General features: G+C 38.6%; 16 protein-coding genes. 15 read left to right on the top strand and 1 reads right to left on the bottom strand.

The features are described 5' to 3' along the window. Positions 1-59: 59 nt before the first annotated feature. The 4 genes from NYE67_RS12145 to NYE67_RS12130 all read left to right on the top strand — a co-directional run bounded on the left by NYE67_RS12145 (position 60) and on the right by NYE67_RS12130 (position 4,434). Complete coding sequence (locus tag NYE67_RS12145; protein WP_340730196.1) at positions 60-1,361, top strand: NCS2 family permease; 1,302 nt, start codon at positions 60-62, stop codon at positions 1,359-1,361. Positions 1,362-1,525: 164 nt separating this feature from the next. Then, positions 1,526-2,305, top strand: a complete 780-nt coding sequence (locus tag NYE67_RS12140) for a polysaccharide deacetylase family protein (RefSeq protein ID WP_340730195.1) — start codon at positions 1,526-1,528, stop codon at positions 2,303-2,305. Positions 2,306-2,312: 7 nt separating this feature from the next. Beyond that, on the top strand, positions 2,313-3,311 hold the full coding sequence (locus NYE67_RS12135; protein ID WP_340730194.1) for a M23 family metallopeptidase: 999 nt from the start codon (positions 2,313-2,315) through the stop codon (positions 3,309-3,311). A gap of 121 nt (positions 3,312-3,432) precedes the next feature. After that, positions 3,433-4,434 carry a VanW family protein gene (locus NYE67_RS12130; RefSeq protein ID WP_340730193.1) on the top strand — a complete coding sequence of 334 codons (1,002 nt, stop codon included), beginning with the start codon at positions 3,433-3,435 and terminating at the stop codon, positions 4,432-4,434. A gap of 32 nt (positions 4,435-4,466) precedes the next feature. Here NYE67_RS12130 and NYE67_RS12125 read toward each other — a convergent pair whose 3' ends face one another. After that, on the bottom strand, positions 4,467-4,814 hold the full coding sequence (locus NYE67_RS12125; protein WP_340730192.1) for a nuclear transport factor 2 family protein: 348 nt from the start codon (positions 4,812-4,814) through the stop codon (positions 4,467-4,469). Positions 4,815-5,002: 188 nt separating this feature from the next. On the opposite strand from NYE67_RS12125, the gene NYE67_RS12120 reads away from it, so the two are divergent. The 11 genes from NYE67_RS12120 (at position 5,003) to NYE67_RS12070 (ending at position 15,309) form a co-directional block, all read left to right on the top strand. Further along, positions 5,003-6,073 (top strand): mechanosensitive ion channel family protein, encoded by a 1,071-nt coding sequence (locus NYE67_RS12120; protein ID WP_340730191.1) that lies wholly within the window; start codon positions 5,003-5,005, stop codon positions 6,071-6,073. Positions 6,074-6,206: 133 nt separating this feature from the next. Next, a complete protein-coding gene (locus NYE67_RS12115) occupies positions 6,207-6,611 on the top strand; it encodes an Asp23/Gls24 family envelope stress response protein (RefSeq protein WP_191699997.1) in 405 nt (134 codons plus the stop codon). Between the two features lie 174 nt (positions 6,612-6,785). Next, positions 6,786-8,432 (top strand): glycerol-3-phosphate dehydrogenase/oxidase, encoded by a 1,647-nt coding sequence (locus NYE67_RS12110; RefSeq protein ID WP_340728344.1) that lies wholly within the window; start codon positions 6,786-6,788, stop codon positions 8,430-8,432. 11 nt (positions 8,433-8,443) lie between these two features. Next, positions 8,444-9,253, top strand: a complete 810-nt coding sequence (locus NYE67_RS12105; protein ID WP_340728342.1) for an MIP/aquaporin family protein — start codon at positions 8,444-8,446, stop codon at positions 9,251-9,253. Next, positions 9,253-10,743 (top strand): glycerol kinase GlpK, encoded by a 1,491-nt coding sequence (glpK, locus tag NYE67_RS12100; protein WP_340728340.1) that lies wholly within the window; start codon positions 9,253-9,255, stop codon positions 10,741-10,743. The genes NYE67_RS12105 and glpK overlap by 1 nt, the downstream gene beginning before the upstream one ends. Before the next feature lie 72 nt (positions 10,744-10,815). Beyond that, the gene (locus NYE67_RS12095) at positions 10,816-11,082 is read left to right on the top strand and encodes an aminopeptidase (RefSeq protein WP_340728339.1); all 267 of its coding nucleotides are present in this window, start codon (positions 10,816-10,818) and stop codon (positions 11,080-11,082) included. A 204-nt stretch (positions 11,083-11,286) separates the two neighbouring features. Beyond that, positions 11,287-11,673, top strand: a complete 387-nt coding sequence (nusB, locus tag NYE67_RS12090; RefSeq protein WP_191699988.1) for a transcription antitermination factor NusB — start codon at positions 11,287-11,289, stop codon at positions 11,671-11,673. 113 nt (positions 11,674-11,786) lie between these two features. Continuing rightward, positions 11,787-12,650 carry a bifunctional methylenetetrahydrofolate dehydrogenase/methenyltetrahydrofolate cyclohydrolase FolD gene (gene folD, locus NYE67_RS12085; RefSeq protein WP_340728337.1) on the top strand — a complete coding sequence of 288 codons (864 nt, stop codon included), beginning with the start codon at positions 11,787-11,789 and terminating at the stop codon, positions 12,648-12,650. A 188-nt stretch (positions 12,651-12,838) separates the two neighbouring features. After that, a complete protein-coding gene (gene xseA / locus NYE67_RS12080; RefSeq protein WP_340730190.1) occupies positions 12,839-14,197 on the top strand; it encodes an exodeoxyribonuclease VII large subunit in 1,359 nt (452 codons plus the stop codon). After that, positions 14,194-14,421 (top strand): exodeoxyribonuclease VII small subunit, encoded by a 228-nt coding sequence (gene xseB, locus NYE67_RS12075; RefSeq protein WP_008404237.1) that lies wholly within the window; start codon positions 14,194-14,196, stop codon positions 14,419-14,421. Before xseA ends, xseB begins: the two co-directional genes overlap by 4 nt. Positions 14,422-14,424: 3 nt before the next feature. Continuing rightward, positions 14,425-15,309, top strand: a complete 885-nt coding sequence (locus NYE67_RS12070) for a polyprenyl synthetase family protein (RefSeq protein WP_340730189.1) — start codon at positions 14,425-14,427, stop codon at positions 15,307-15,309. The last annotated feature ends 27 nt before the right edge of the window (positions 15,310-15,336 follow it).

Genomic DNA, 15,336 nt, shown 5'->3' with positions numbered 1-15,336 from the left:
AAACGAATATTATATATGAGTTGTTTAAAAATGTTCGTGTTTGAAAGAAGGTTATGCAAATGTTTCAATTGAAAGAAAATGGGACTACCGTAAGGCGTGAATTGTTTGCTGGACTGACAACGTTCTTAACGATGGCATATGTCATTATCGTCAATCCAATTATTTTATCATTTGCTGGAGTTCCGGTTGATCAAGTATTTATGGCAACAATTATCGCAGCAGTTATCGGGACAGGCTGGATGGCGCTTTGTGCGAACTATCCGATTGCCGTTGCACCGGGTATGGGATTAAACGCATATTTTACTTATACTGTTGTATTAGCCTCAAATGGTGAGATTACGTATACTACTGCCTTTTCAGCAGTATTTATTGCTGGTATTTTATTTATTATTATTAGCTTAACTCCATTCCGTGAGAAGCTGATAAAAGCCATTCCGGAAAACCTTAAATTGGCGATTACAGCAGGGATTGGCTTATTTATTGCTTTCATCGGGCTTCGTATGTCTGAAATTGTCGTGGCGGATACATCCAATTTAGTCAAGTTTGGAGATATTACAGAACCGGCACCATTACTTACGTTTATCGGGCTATTCATAACAGTCTCATTAATGGCACGTAAAGTAAACGGGGCAATTTTTATCGGTATGGTTGTGACCGCAGTTATTGCGATGTTCACAGGACAACTTTCAATCGATAAAGTAGTGGCGCTTCCGCATTTACCGGAAGGCTTGATTGTATTCAATCCAATCACTGCGATATCGGAAGTGATTGAATACGGTTTATACGGCGTTATTTTTTCATTCATTTTAGTTACATTATTTGATACGACAGGTACATTAATCGGCGTATCAAAGCAGGCAGGATTATTGAAGGATGGAAAATTACCTCGTGCACGTAAAGCACTTATTTCCGATTCACTTGCAACCACTGCTGGTGCGATGTTCGGGACAAGTCCATCAACAGCGTACTTAGAATCAGGCTCTGGTGTAGCGGTAGGTGGTCGTACAGGTTTAACTGCTTTAACGGTCGCTGTACTGTTTATCTTCGCTTCATTTTTCGGTCCACTTGTCAGTTCCTTATCTGGTGTAGCAGCAATTACGTCACCGGCGCTGATTATTGTAGGAAGTCTAATGATTAGTGTTGTTAAGCATATAAATTGGGATGAAATAGAAGATGCATTTCCTGCGTTTTTAGTTATTTTATCGATGCCGTTAACTTCAAGTATTTCTACAGGGATTGCTTTAGGATTTATCAGTTATCCACTTATTATGCTAATTAAAGGTCGTGGACGTGCAGTACATCCACTTGTTTATATATTTGCGATTTTATTTGTATTACAGTTAGCTTATTTACCACACTAAATTTATGAAAAGTGTTGTTTCTTTATGAAACAGCGCTTTTTTTGTTTTTGAAATACAATTTTTTACCATTATTTAATTGGATTTAATTCACTTTAAATTGAGTACATTTTTTTTACGTTTCTCTAAATACTAACAAAGAGTAAATTAATAAAGGAAGTGATAATGTGTCAAGAAAAAGAATTAAAAGAATTGTGTTTATTACATTTTTAGTCCTTTTATTTTTATTTGCGGCATTCTATGTTTTCCATAGTCTCGGGGCAACGAATGCAAAATCTTTAGAAAAAGGACGCCAGTATTATGAGGAGACCGGACATATTATTTGGGATATAAAAACAGATGAAAAAGTTGTTGCACTTACATTTGATGATGGGCCGCACCCAAAGTATACAGAGCAGATCTTGGATTTGCTCGAACAATATGAAGCAAAGGGAACTTTTTTCATCGTGGGACAGCACGCTGAAAAAACTCCCGAAGTTGTGCTTCGTATGTCTGAAGAAGGACATGAAATTGCAAATCACACATATACCCATCCGAATTCAAAATCAGTTTCCCGCATTGTAGAAGAAATTAATCAAACATCGGATGTTATTTTTAGTATTACGGGGGAAAAGCCATATTTATTTAGACCAGTTGAAGGCTACTATACGGAGGATATCGTAAATGAAGTCGTAAAAAACGGCTATAAGATTGTGATGTGGTCCTGGCATCAGGATACAGAAGACTGGAAAGAGCCAGGTGTTAATAAAATCGTCAACACCGTGTTAAAAGGACTAAAGAATGGCGATGTCATATTGTTTCATGATGGTGGAGGGAATCGGGAGCAGACGGTAAAATCATTAGAGAAAATCTTGCCTGAACTAAAAAAAAACGGATATAAATTTATTACGATTTCCCAAATGCTTCATTTACAAAATGAAGCAAAGCACCATATTGTAGAGGAGTGAGGGAAATATGTACCGACTTGCAATGATTATCACGACCGCAATCTTATGGACTTTTACACCAATTGCACAAGCGTCTTCCGAGGCTGAAAATCCACCGACAAAAGAGGAATTGGTGCAAAAAAGAATGAGTTATTATATGAAGCACGAAAATGTATTGATGCCATGGTATTATTTAGCGGCAGTTGACCAATTTGAGCGCAATATCCAGGAAGTTCGAACGGATATACCGAAACGCGAATCGGTCATTGCTATTCAATTTTCGGATGAATTTTGGTCAGGAGCCTTAAATCCAGCCGAAAATGATATATCGCCACTATCCATTGCCTATTTTAAAGGGTTGGGAATTGACGGTGATGGTGATGGAATTGCGGATAAACAGAACGATGAGGATGTATTGCTATCGATGGCCAATTATTTAAGACAGTATGGCTACGGTGAGGATAATTTTAAATTAGCTTTATGGGATTACTATAAAAACGAAATATCGGTCAATCAAATCGTTGTGTTGGCGAAATTGTATGAGAAGTTTAGAACAATTGAACTTGATCAGCATACGTTTCCGATTATGCTTGGAGCACAATATAGTTATAGAGGTACATGGGGAGCCAATAGAGGATGGGGTGGAAGGCGAAATCATGAAGGAACGGATATATTCGCGCCTTACAATACACCTGTACTTTCTGCTTCCTATGGTGTAGTGGAAGTGATGGGATGGAATCAATTTGGAGGATGGCGTATTGGAATTCGAGATAATCATAATTCATATCACTACTATGCACACCTAGGCTCTTTTGAAAAAGGCTTACAGGAAGGTGATATTGTAAAAACTGGACAAGTTATAGGATATGTTGGAAGTACTGGGTACGGAAAAGAAGGTACAGCAGGGAAATTTCCTCCGCATCTCCATTATGGAATTTATAAATTCAATGGGCGGACAGAGTGGGCGTTTGATCCTTATCCTGCCCTTACTAAATGGGAAAAAGAAGCGAAGGAAGCGAAAAAATAAAGCGGTGGAAGTTCATAATACTTATTATTTATCCCCTTCCTTACCTATAAAAGTAACGGTACTAAAAGAAAATTTCTGAATAGACTAGACAATCTTTGCTTTTATAGATAGGGGAAATAAAATGAAAAAATGGATTATTTACTTTTTTATAAGTGTAAGCATTTTATCGGGTTGCCAACCGAATTTGCAGACAAAGGATAAGGGAGATAATGAAAAAAATGAACAAGTTTTGGACGTAGTAACTGATTTCCAGTTATCTACTTCTGAAACCGCCGTGGCAGAACAACAATTCATCTATCCCGTCGTGATTACCTTAATTGATCCAAGAACTTTACAAATTGTAAAATCCTTTTCGCCTCAATTGCTTGGTTTCGGGGTGGATGATAAATTGTACCAAACAAAAGTTGAAGAAATAGCAAGGAAGTTGGCTAGAGGTACAAAGGATATCCCTGGATATGATCAAAAAATGGAATTGGATAGAGTGGACGTTAACGGTGATATTGTCAAAGGGAATCCCGGAATCCTTTTAAAGGAAAGTGAATTAGTGGAAAAAATAATTGCTTCTTCATATAAAGGTGAAGATATTTTTTTGCCCTTATATTTGCTAGAGAGTAATTATAACGCTGAGGACATTCCCTCAATGAATGATGTTACTGTTGCTTCATTTACAACATATTTCTCCTCGTCTGAAACAGGGAGAAGCAGAAATATCGAGCTTTCCGCAAATGCGCTCAATAACATAATAGTAGGGGATGGGGACACCTTCTCATTCAATACAATGGTTGGTGAACGATCGGTGTCAAAAGGCTACCAACCGGCTCCGGAAATTATTAATAAGCAGCTTGTAATGGGTATAGGCGGAGGGATTTGCCAAACGTCATCTACTTTATTTAATGCGGTGGATCAACTTGGAGTTAAAATGAAAGAAAGACACCATCATTCTCTAAACATCGGCTATGTTCCAACCGGTAGAGACGCAACGGTTTCATATGACACATTGGATTTTAAATTCCAAAATAATAGCGGGGCGCCGTTTTTAATTAGAACCTTTTATTCGAAAAACACGCTTACTATTGAAATACGGACTACACATCAATATAAGGAAGTATTAAAAAAGTCTTAATAAATGGGCTGCTCTCGACTGGGAGTAGCTTTTTAATTTGCCGCCGGTGTACCTTGGTGAAAAAATATACGCCATGTTCCGTTTTCGTTGCGCCAAAGTGAGCTTCGATTTTGTTGTTTACCATTAGTTAAATTTGTTGTGATGAACCTTGTTTGTACAATATCGTCCGTAAGTAGTAGCGCTTCAAAGTCAGTGACGTCATAATAGATTTCGTTAATTCCTTGTTCGGTTACATTTTCAAGTAGAAATTTTTTATCCATAATGCCGCCAGAGGAACCAAATTCTTTGAAATCTTCGCTTAAAAAAGCTATAAAATCATGTTTACGGTAAAGCATGAGCTGTTGTTCTAACTGTAAAAACTGTTCCTTTATTGATTTCATTACGATACCTCCGTTTTAATGCTGAATAGTTGTGCATATTGTTTGTAAGGAAATAATACGAATTTATGAACCGATAATCAAGATATAAAACGAGAAAAGACTAAAAATTCCGGAAATCTTATTGTATTAGTCAAACCATTTCACTACATGGTATGATTTTGATTTAACGTTGTAAAGAAGGTGAAATTATGTGGGAATCGATTAAATGGTTAATACCATCTGTTACTGTACCTACATTACCAGATGCATTAGCTGCTGCTGCGATTTTAATCGTTGGTATACTTATCATCCGATTAATTATTCGCCCGCTTCTATTTAAAATAGCGGATTTGTTAAATAAAAAAGGTCATCCGGTAATGAGTGATATTGCAAAGAGCGTATATCCATCATTACGTAATGCGCTTATTTTCAGTTTAATTGTAATAGCAATATCGCTTTTAGTGGAAGTATGGCTATTTGACAATGAAAAGCTAAGTATTTATATTGATTCGGTTTATGTATTTTTTGCATTTAATGCACTTTATGATGTGTTGAGTTTTTATTTGAAAAATCCACATCGTTTTGAAACGGGGAAAGACCAGGATATTTTAACACCATTTTTCTTGCGGATTAGTAAAGTTGCTGTTATGACTATTGCAATGTTTACAATTGCTTCATTGTGGAATTTTAATTTAAATGGGTTTTTAACAGCACTTGGATTAACCGGGGTAGCGCTGGCTTTTGGTATTCGTGATACACTGGCTCATATTTTTGGCGGGATGAGTGTTGCACTTGATAAACCATTTCAAGTTGGCGATTGGATAATGTCCAGTGATGAAAAAATTGATGGGACTATTGAAGATATTAATTTACGAAGTACCCTTATCCAAACGTCCGATAAAGGTCTGGTCTATGTACCGAACTCGTATTTGGTGAATCGCCCTATATACAATTTATCAAAGCGTACACAGCGAAAAGTAGAGCATTACTTGTTCCTTTCAAATGACAATAGCGAGGAGACGATTGTTAAGTTTATTGAAAGATTACGTAAGCAGATTTCACTGCATCCGAAGACGTCAAAAAATGTCATCCATGTAGCAATGGATGAGCTTAGGCCAAATAGTTGTCGTATTCTTATCCGTTATTTTGTCGATACGAATGACTCGGAGATTATGTTGAGAGTGAGACAGGATATATTATTTGCTGCAAAGCATTATTGTGAGGAGTACGACGTTAAACTAGTAGATCCAAACCATGGGCAATTTGTTTGGAATGACTGAGAATAAACATTCCTGTTAGAAAAGTGGCGTATCCATTCTACATGAAGTGTATAATTGTAGTATACTGAACATAAGGATTTAAAGTAAAAGCGTTAGAAATCCATTAGTTTACATAAGAGAGGATGTATCGCAAATGGCTGAGAAACAACATGTAGCATTTGTTCAACCTACACCAGTTGGCAAAGAAGAGCTAGGAAAGATTGAAGTAGCGCCAGAAGTAATTGAAGTAATTGCAGGTATAGCTGCAACGGAAGTAGAAGGAATCGCAGCAACACGCGGAAATTTTGCATCAGGTGTTGCCGAGCGTTTCGGTAAAAAAGTACATTCTAAAGGGATTAAATCGGCTATGTCAGAAGAGGGTAATATTGTTATCGATGTCTTCTGCACGGTTAAATATGGCTTTGCGATTCCAAAAGTAGCAAAAGATGTACAAACAACGATTCGTCAAGCTATTCTAAATATGACAGCTATTGAAACGAGTGAAGTGAATATCCATATTACGGGTGTTCAGTTCGAAAATACAAAAGACGCAGAATAATAATATGAACCAAGTGACCGAGCTTATTTTCCAATGAAGCTCGGTTTTTTGTTGTGTAAGTCCAAATATGCATTGTTGAACTCATTTTTTCCTGCTTTTATGAATTTATGTGTAGGGACAGGGTAAAAATAGGGTATAGAATTACAGTTTTGTATAGTTAGGAGGAAACGTTAAATGGGAAACTTTTCAGCAACAGCTAGAGAACGAATGAAGAAAGTATTCCAAGAAGAAACGTTTGATCTTTTTGTGATAGGAGGCGGCATTACAGGAGCAGGTATTGCGCTTGATGCTGCAACACGAGGATTGAAGGTAGGATTGGCAGAAATGCAGGATTTTGCAGAAGGAACGAGTAGCCGTTCAACGAAGCTTGTACATGGGGGATTGCGCTATTTGAAGCAATTTGAAATTAAAGAAGTGGCACAACTAGGACGTGAAAGGGCAATTGTATATGAAAATGGTCCTCATGTGACGACACCTGTATGGATGCTGCTGCCGTTTCACAAAGGTGGGACGTTCGGTACATTCTCAACGGCGCTTGGTTTGAAAGTATACGATATTTTAGCGAGCGTTAAAAAAGATGAAAGAAGATTTATGCTTTCTGCAGATGAGACTATTGCCCGCGAACCACTTATTAAAAAAGATGGTTTACTTGGAGGTGGTGTCTATGTGGAATATCGAACAGACGATTCCCGGCTTACAATTGAAGTGATGAAGGCGGCAGCCGCTAATGGAGCAATGGCAATGAATTATTTGAAAGTGGTTGGATTTGAATCAACTAATTTAGCCTTCTCCACAGTAAAGGTAGAAGACCAATTAACGGGTGAACATTATGCTATTAAAGCAAAGAAGGTAGTAAATGCAGCCGGTCCTTGGGTGGATGACGTACGAAAATTAGATGGAGAGTTCAATAATAAACACCTTATTTTATCAAAAGGTGTCCATCTTGTTTTTGACGAGGAAGATTTCCCATTACAGCAGGCCATTTATTTTGATACGGAAAAAGACGGAAGAATGATTTTTGCGATTCCTCGTGATGGAAAAACTTATGTAGGGACAACGGATACTTTTTATGATGGTGATCCAAAAGATATGGATATTACAAAAGAAGACCGTCAATATATTTTGGATGCGATTCATTATATGTTCCCTCAATTGCAAATAACTGAAGAAAAAATAGAGTCCGCTTGGGCAGGTGTCCGACCACTTATTCATGAAGAAGGGAAAGCTCCTTCCGAAATTTCAAGGAAAGATGAAATATGGCAGTCTGAAAGCGGGCTTATTACAATTGCCGGTGGGAAACTGACAGGTTACCGGAAAATGGCTGAAAAAATTGTGGACTTAGTTGTTTCACAGTTAAATGATGAATATCAGCAGTCATACGGGAAGTCCATTACAAAGAACCTCCCTATTTCAGGCGGAGATATGAGTGGCTCTAAATATTTTGAACGGTTTGTCAGTAAGCGTACTATAACGGGACAGCAATATGGTTTAACGGAAGATCAAAGCCGCTATTTAGCGAAGTTTTACGGAACGAATGTTGACAAGGTATTTCATTATATCTCACAGGCTAAAGGAGATTTACCGCCCATTGTATATGGTCAGCTTTATTATGCAATGAATGAGGAATTTGCATGTACTCCTACAGACTTCTTCATTCGCAGAACAGGTGCGCTTCTATTTAATATCGATTTGGTAAGACGGTATAAAGAAACCGTAATAAATGAAATGGCCGAATATTTGAACTGGACAGAAAATCAAAAGCAATATCAAATACAACAACTCGAAAACGAACTAAAAAACGTAACAATATCCAACAAATAGAGGTGGAGTGAATGTCGACTTTTTTAGCTGAACTCGTAGGTACGATGATATTAATTGTATTAGGTGGTGGAGTTGTTGCCGGCTCTTTGTTAAAATTTTCTAAAGCCGAAAATGGCGGTTGGGTCCTCATTACGATTGCCTGGGGTTTTGCTGTGGCAATTGCAGCATACACTGTTGGAGGGATTAGCGGTGCTCATATAAATCCAGCATTAACTATTGCGTTCGCGACAATTGGCGAATTACCATGGATAGATGTTCCGATGTATATACTTGCCCAATTAATAGGAGCTATCATTGGGGCAGTAATTGTGTACCTTGCATATTTGCCGCATTGGTCAAAAACAGAGGATGCGGATGCCAAGCTATCCGTATTCGCAACAATACCCGCTATTCGTCACCCTTTATCAAATACTGTTACGGAAATGATTGGCGCGTTCATCTTATTGTTAGGGATTTTGGCGCTCGGGGGCAACTCACTAGCAGATGGGATTAATCCACTGCTTGTAGGGATAATAGTTATGGCTATTGGTATGAGTTTAGGTGGACCTACTGGATATGCAATAAATCCGGCACGCGATTTAGGTCCACGTATTGCCCATTTTTTACTGCCTATTCCAAATAAGAGAGACTCAGATTGGTCGTATGCTTTCGTACCAATTATCGGTCCGATTATAGGAGGGGCAACAGGCGCATTATTTTACAAACAATTCTTTTTAAATGAAAGTACAGTGACATTTTGGGTATTTGCTGCATTGTTTATTGTTATTTGTATTGCAGCGTTTCTTACACAACCGAAATCCACTACAAAGGAGATTACATGATGGAAAAATATATTATGTCATTGGATCAGGGTACGACAAGCTCGCGTGCTATTTTATTCAACAAAAAAGGAGATATTGTTCATGTAGCACAACAAGAATTCAGACAGTACTTTCCGAAATCAGGATGGGTTGAACATAATGCAAAAGAAATCTGGAGTTCAATCTTAGCTGTAATTGCGAAAGTGCTTTCCGAAAACAATATAAAATCTACCCAAATTGAAGGGGTCGGCATTACAAACCAACGTGAGACGACTGTTGTATGGGATAAACATACAGGGGAACCCGTCTATAATGCGATCGTGTGGCAATCACGCCAAACTGTTGGGATTTGCGATGAATTAAGAGAAGCCGGACACGATACTCTTTTCCGTGATAAGACCGGACTCCTTTTGGATGCTTATTTTTCCGGAACAAAAGTGAAATGGATTTTGGATAATGTAGAAGGTGCAAGGGAAAAAGCAGAAGCGGGTGACCTATTATTCGGAACGATCGATACATGGATTATATGGCAGCTTACAGAAGGTGCAGTTCATGTAACCGACTACTCGAATGCTTCCCGTACGTTAATGTACAATATTTATGAACTGAAGTGGGATGAACAGCTTCTTGAAATATTAGGTATACCACAATCGATGCTACCTGAAGTCAAACCGTCCTCTGAAGTATACGGAGTAATTTCCGGTAATCACTTCTTCGGTCATCAAGTGCCCATTGCGGGTATAGCGGGTGATCAGCAGGCGGCTTTATTCGGTCAGGCCTGTTACGAAAAGGGAATGGTGAAAAACACATACGGAACTGGATGCTTTATGCTTATGAATACCGGGGAAGAAGCGGTGAAATCTGAGCATGGGCTGCTCACTACGATTGCTTGGGGCTACGACGGGAAAGTAACATATGCACTGGAAGGAAGTATTTTTGTGGCAGGTTCAGCTATCCAGTGGTTACGCGATGGTCTACGTATGTTCAGGAAATCTGCTGAGAGCGAAGCATATGCCAAGCGTGTGGAAGATACGGAAGGTGTCTATGTCGTACCCGCTTTTGTAGGATTGGGAACCCCGTATTGGGATAGCGAAGTGCGCGGAGCTGTATTTGGTTTAACTCGTGGAACATCGAAGGAGCACTTTATTCGTGCAACATTGGAATCTCTAGCGTACCAAACGCGTGATGTACTATCGGCGATGGAATCCGATTCAATGATTAAACTTAAAATGCTACGAGTAGATGGCGGCGCAGTAATGAATGACTTTTTAATGCAATTTCAATCCGATATACTTAACGTGCCGGTTGAGCGACCTTCAATAAATGAGACTACCGCACTTGGTGCAGCCTACTTAGCCGGTTTAGCTGTTGGGTTCTGGGAAAATACTGACGAAGTCCAACAACATAGACAGCTAGATCGTCAATTCGAACCAAAAATGGATGAAGAAAAACGTGAAAAGTTATTTACCGGCTGGCATAAAGCAATAAAAGCTGCCCAAGCATTTAAATAGGAGGCTGTCAGTCTCATACCTTTTCCGAATTATGCTATAATATGTCATAGTCTAGTTGAGGAGTTAATAAACATGAGCAAAGATTATATTCGTACGGCAAATGAAGAGGATTTAACCTTAATTACAGCTTACTTTAAACAAGCATTAGCGCATTATGAAGAAGTAGGGGAGTTAATGGCGATGCAGGACATCCGATATTTCCTGGAAAATATGGCGCATTTTCAGTTCTTTGTACTAAAGGAATCGATGGAGCAAATTACGTACCTATTTGAATTCCCGGGTTCGGAAAACGACAAGCGCGAAACAGGCACACTGATGATTCCGCTTCAGAACAATTAGTAATTTAAAATCTTGTATATAAAGTATAGGAACGGCATGTTGTTTTACTTAAACATGTCGTTTTTTTAGCGCAAATTTCACCATTTTAAGATAGTTTACACAAATCTCTTTTTACCGCCAAAAAATTTCCGTCAAACTGTGCTATGCCTTGCAAAATATGCTATGATAACAAGTAATGCTACTTATGAAGGAGAGCTTTAATTTATGAAACGAACAGAGGCGCGCCAAAAAGCGTTGCAAGCTTTGTTTCAGTTAGACAGCACAGAACTTTCAATAGAAGAGGCGATTGGTCATGTTCTTGAAGAAGAACAAAAATCGAATGCCTTTTTGGAACAATTAGTTCGTGGGACAACTGAAAACTTGGAAGCAATTGACCAAGCGCTAGAAAAAAACCTGGAAAAATGGACGATAAGCCGTCTACCAAAAATTGAGAGAACTGTTTTACGTTTAGCCGTATACGAATTATTGTATGAGGCAGAAACACCAAATAAAGTTGTAATGAATGAAGCAATCGAACTTTGCAAAACATTCAGTGATGAAAAATCAAGCAAGTTCGTCAATGGTGTACTTTCGAAATTTACTGAGCAATAAATCAATAAATGTATTCAAATCTATAAAGATTAATATATGAGATTTAAATTGGTTGGTTATCAATAATTTTGGTGACCTTCCAAATTGTCGTGATCACTGGAAGGAGTAACAACATGTCAAGTATAATTATCAATGGTAAAGAAATCGGTCAGGAAATTCGCACAGGAGTTGCGGCACGTGTCCAAGTGCTTAAAGCAAAAGGGATAACACCTGGATTGGCAGTTATTTTAGTGGGGGATAACCCGGCTTCGAAAACATATGTTGCCAACAAGCAAAAGTCTTGTGAGCAAATTGGTATGTTTTCAGACCTAATCAAACTCCCAGAAGATATTTCCGAACAAGCTTTACTTCAACAAATTCGTGAATTAAACAATCGTAAAGATATTCACGGTATTCTTGTTCAACTCCCATTACCGAAGCATATCGATGAAGATAAAGTTATTCAAACAATTTCCCCGGAAAAAGATGTCGACGGCTTCTCGCCGATTAGCGTAGGGAAAATGATGTTAGGACAAGATACATACTTGCCATGTACACCTTACGGGGTGATGAAATTACTTGAACACTCCGGAATTGATGTTGCCGGAAAGCATGCGGTCATCGTAGGTCGTAGCCATATCGTTGGGAAGCCAATGGGACAACTACTACTACAAAAAGATGCAACCGTTACATATACTCATTCAAAAACACCTGACTTGCCATCTTTCACGAAACAAGCAGATATTTTAATCGCAGCAGTTGGCCGTGCGAACTTTATTACAAGTGAGCACATTAAAGAAGGCGCGGTTATTATTGATGTTGGGATTAACCGTGATGAAGAAAATCATCTATGCGGAGACGTGAACTTTGATGATGTTCAGGGAATCGCTTCTCATATTACACCAGTGCCAGGCGGTGTAGGTCCAATGACAATTACAATGCTATTGGAAAATACGGTGCAGGCAGCTGAAAAAGAGTTAGAACGTCAAGCGGAATAATCTAACTTCAAAAATCACGATTTTGACGTAGATCAAAATCGTGTTTTTTCGCTTAAATAGGCAATAATTATAGATAATAATGAGTTGAATGTTACTTTGTAGACTCATTTCTGCGAAAAACTTTGTCCAAAAAAGGCATAATAAAACAAAATTATTGAAATATCCTATCGTAAAGGAGCAGTACGTATATGACTTCGACTTCTTATTTATCCGTAAAAGCATTAACGAAATATATTAAACGAAAATTTGATGCCGATCCCCATTTACGTGATGTGTATGTAACGGGGGAGCTTTCGAATGTAAAAGTACATAGTTCAGGCCATATATATTTTACGTTAAAAGACGATAGTGCACGTATAACATCCACAATGTTCCGTACACAAGCTTCCAAACTTTCGTTTAAACCTGAAGAGGGTATGAAAGTATTCATACGTGGGGATGTCAACGTATATGAGGCAAGCGGTGTATATCAATTATATGCCCAAACGATGGAGCCAGATGGAATTGGAGGTCTTTTCGTTGCCTTTAACCAATTAAAGGAACGTCTTCAAAAGGAAGGGTTGTTCAATCAAAATTTTAAGCAACCGATCCCACAATACCCAAAAACTATCGGGGTTTTAACAGCTACTACTGGTGCAGCCATTCGGGACATTTGTACGACGATTAAACGACGCTATCCACAGGCGGAAATATTAATTTACCCAACGCTTGTTCAAGGGGCTGGGGCAGCGCCAAAAATTACAGAAAATATCTATTTGGCGAATCGGCATTCTCTTTGTGATGTTCTTATTGTCGGACGTGGTGGTGGATCAATAGAGGACTTGTGGGCATTTAATGAAGAAATTGTGGCGCGGGCCATCTTTGAAAGCCGCATCCCAATCATTAGTGCTGTAGGACATGAAACAGATACGACAATTGCGGATTTTGTAGCGGATTTACGTGCGCCTACACCAACAGCAGCAGCAGAATTGGCTGTTCCTAATCAGCAGCAGTTGTATCAGCAAATTTTGCATCATCAATCAATTCTCTATCAAATGATGACAAGCCGTCTTAATTTTGAACGTAATCGATTAACAAAAATGCAAAATTCCTATCCACTTGCAACACCTGAGCGATTATATCGTCCTTTTATTGAAAGGCTGGCGCAAACGGATGCTGCACTGCAAAATGCAACAAAGCTATATTTGATGAATGAAATATCAAAGCTACAAACGATCGACAGTAAAATGAAGCTACATTCGCCGAGTCATCAGTTATCGGCAGCGAAACAGCAATTGAGCCATCGAACAGAGCTATTGACGCAACGAATGCAGCAACAGTTAGCACAAAGCAAAGTGGCTTTTACTAACCAATTGCGCATGCTGGAGGCATTGAATCCACTTGCGCTTATGAGTAAGGGCTTTAGCGTAGCATATAAAGAGGAAAACGTAGTAAAATCAATTCATGAGTTGGAAAAGGGCGACACTCTTCATGTAACGTTTCAAGACGGATTTGCAGAAGCAAAGGTCGAAAAAAAGCATGTGAATAAGGAAGGGGAAGCAAAGTGACAAAACCAACATTTGCGACAGCAATGACAGAACTAGAAGAAGTAGTACGCAAGCTTGAGCAAGGAGACGTACCTTTAGAAGAAGCAATTGATCTTTATAAAAAAGGTATGGAACTTTCCAAGCTATGCCATGACACACTTCAAAATGCAGAACAGCAATTAATTTCAATCGTTGGAGAAGATGGTGAAAAGAAAGCTTTCCAACAGGGAAATGGAGAAGACTAACTAATGGAAAACGCGTTAAAGCAATTTATTGTTCAAAATATTCCACAAATTGAAGCGACGATGTATGAGCTTGTTGAAAAAATTCAGGCACCTGCCCATTTAAAAGAATCAATGCTTTACTCATTAAAAGCAGGCGGAAAACGAATTCGTCCATTATTTGTTGCAGCGGTTTGTGAAATGTATAATCAACCACTGGAAGCAAGCTATACAGTTGGCTCAGCGGTTGAAATGATTCATACGTACTCTTTAATTCATGATGACTTGCCTTGTATGGATGATGATGATCTACGTCGTGGTAAACCTACTAACCATGTTGTGTATGGAGAAGCATTAGCAACTTTGGCTGGCGATGCATTAAATACGATTGCATTTGGTGTCATTGCTCGACTGAACGATATTCCTGCAGAAAAACGAATTGAACTGATTAATTTATTAAGTGTTGCTGCAGGTGCAGAAGGAATGGTTGGCGGACAGATTTTGGATATGGATGGCGAAAAATGTCTATTAAATTTACAGGAGCTCGAAACAGTTCATGTAAATAAAACAGGGACATTATTACGCTTCAGCATTGAATCGGGTGCAGTTTTAGCAGATGCTAGTGAGTCAGACCGACAAGCTTTAGTCGAATATGCACACCATATTGGTTTAGCGTTCCAAATCCAGGATGACATTTTAGATATTGAGGGAACTTCAGAGCAGCTAGGTAAAACAGCAGGTAAAGATATTGTAAGTGAGAAAAGTACATACCCTGCATTACTAACGTTAGAAGGTGCAAAAAGCAAACTTAATGAACACTATGAACTGGCTATTGAAGCATTAAGAAAGATCGACATTGATACTTCCTTACTTCAACAATTTGCGCAATATATTGTGAGACGTAATAACTAAAATGTGTTAAACTTTTTTCTTGGGTTG

Source organism: Solibacillus sp. FSL W8-0474 (assembly GCF_038004065.1).
Taxonomy (GTDB): domain Bacteria; phylum Bacillota; class Bacilli; order Bacillales_A; family Planococcaceae; genus Solibacillus; species Solibacillus faecavium.
The sequence above is the reverse complement of the archived record's forward strand: the minus strand, read 5'-3'. Positions and strand labels throughout refer to the sequence as shown.

What these genes read in the sequence shown, in the direction of transcription:
- NYE67_RS12095 (WP_340728339.1), top strand. Translation starts at nt 10,816, where the DNA reads ATGAGCAAAGATTATATTCGTACGGCAAATGAAGAGGATTTAACCTTA.
- NYE67_RS12115 (WP_191699997.1), top strand. Translation starts at nt 6,207, where the DNA reads ATGGCTGAGAAACAACATGTAGCATTTGTTCAACCTACACCAGTTGGC.
- NYE67_RS12145 (WP_340730196.1), top strand. Translation starts at nt 60, where the DNA reads ATGTTTCAATTGAAAGAAAATGGGACTACCGTAAGGCGTGAATTGTTT.
- NYE67_RS12125 (WP_340730192.1), bottom strand. Translation starts at nt 4,814, where the DNA reads ATGAAATCAATAAAGGAACAGTTTTTACAGTTAGAACAACAGCTCATG.
- glpK (WP_340728340.1), top strand. Translation starts at nt 9,253, where the DNA reads ATGGAAAAATATATTATGTCATTGGATCAGGGTACGACAAGCTCGCGT.
- NYE67_RS12110 (WP_340728344.1), top strand. Translation starts at nt 6,786, where the DNA reads ATGGGAAACTTTTCAGCAACAGCTAGAGAACGAATGAAGAAAGTATTC.
- NYE67_RS12135 (WP_340730194.1), top strand. Translation starts at nt 2,313, where the DNA reads ATGTACCGACTTGCAATGATTATCACGACCGCAATCTTATGGACTTTT.
- NYE67_RS12130 (WP_340730193.1), top strand. Translation starts at nt 3,433, where the DNA reads ATGAAAAAATGGATTATTTACTTTTTTATAAGTGTAAGCATTTTATCG.
- NYE67_RS12105 (WP_340728342.1), top strand. Translation starts at nt 8,444, where the DNA reads ATGTCGACTTTTTTAGCTGAACTCGTAGGTACGATGATATTAATTGTA.
- folD (WP_340728337.1), top strand. Translation starts at nt 11,787, where the DNA reads ATGTCAAGTATAATTATCAATGGTAAAGAAATCGGTCAGGAAATTCGC.
- NYE67_RS12120 (WP_340730191.1), top strand. Translation starts at nt 5,003, where the DNA reads ATGTGGGAATCGATTAAATGGTTAATACCATCTGTTACTGTACCTACA.
- nusB (WP_191699988.1), top strand. Translation starts at nt 11,287, where the DNA reads ATGAAACGAACAGAGGCGCGCCAAAAAGCGTTGCAAGCTTTGTTTCAG.
- NYE67_RS12070 (WP_340730189.1), top strand. Translation starts at nt 14,425, where the DNA reads ATGGAAAACGCGTTAAAGCAATTTATTGTTCAAAATATTCCACAAATT.
- xseA (WP_340730190.1), top strand. Translation starts at nt 12,839, where the DNA reads ATGACTTCGACTTCTTATTTATCCGTAAAAGCATTAACGAAATATATT.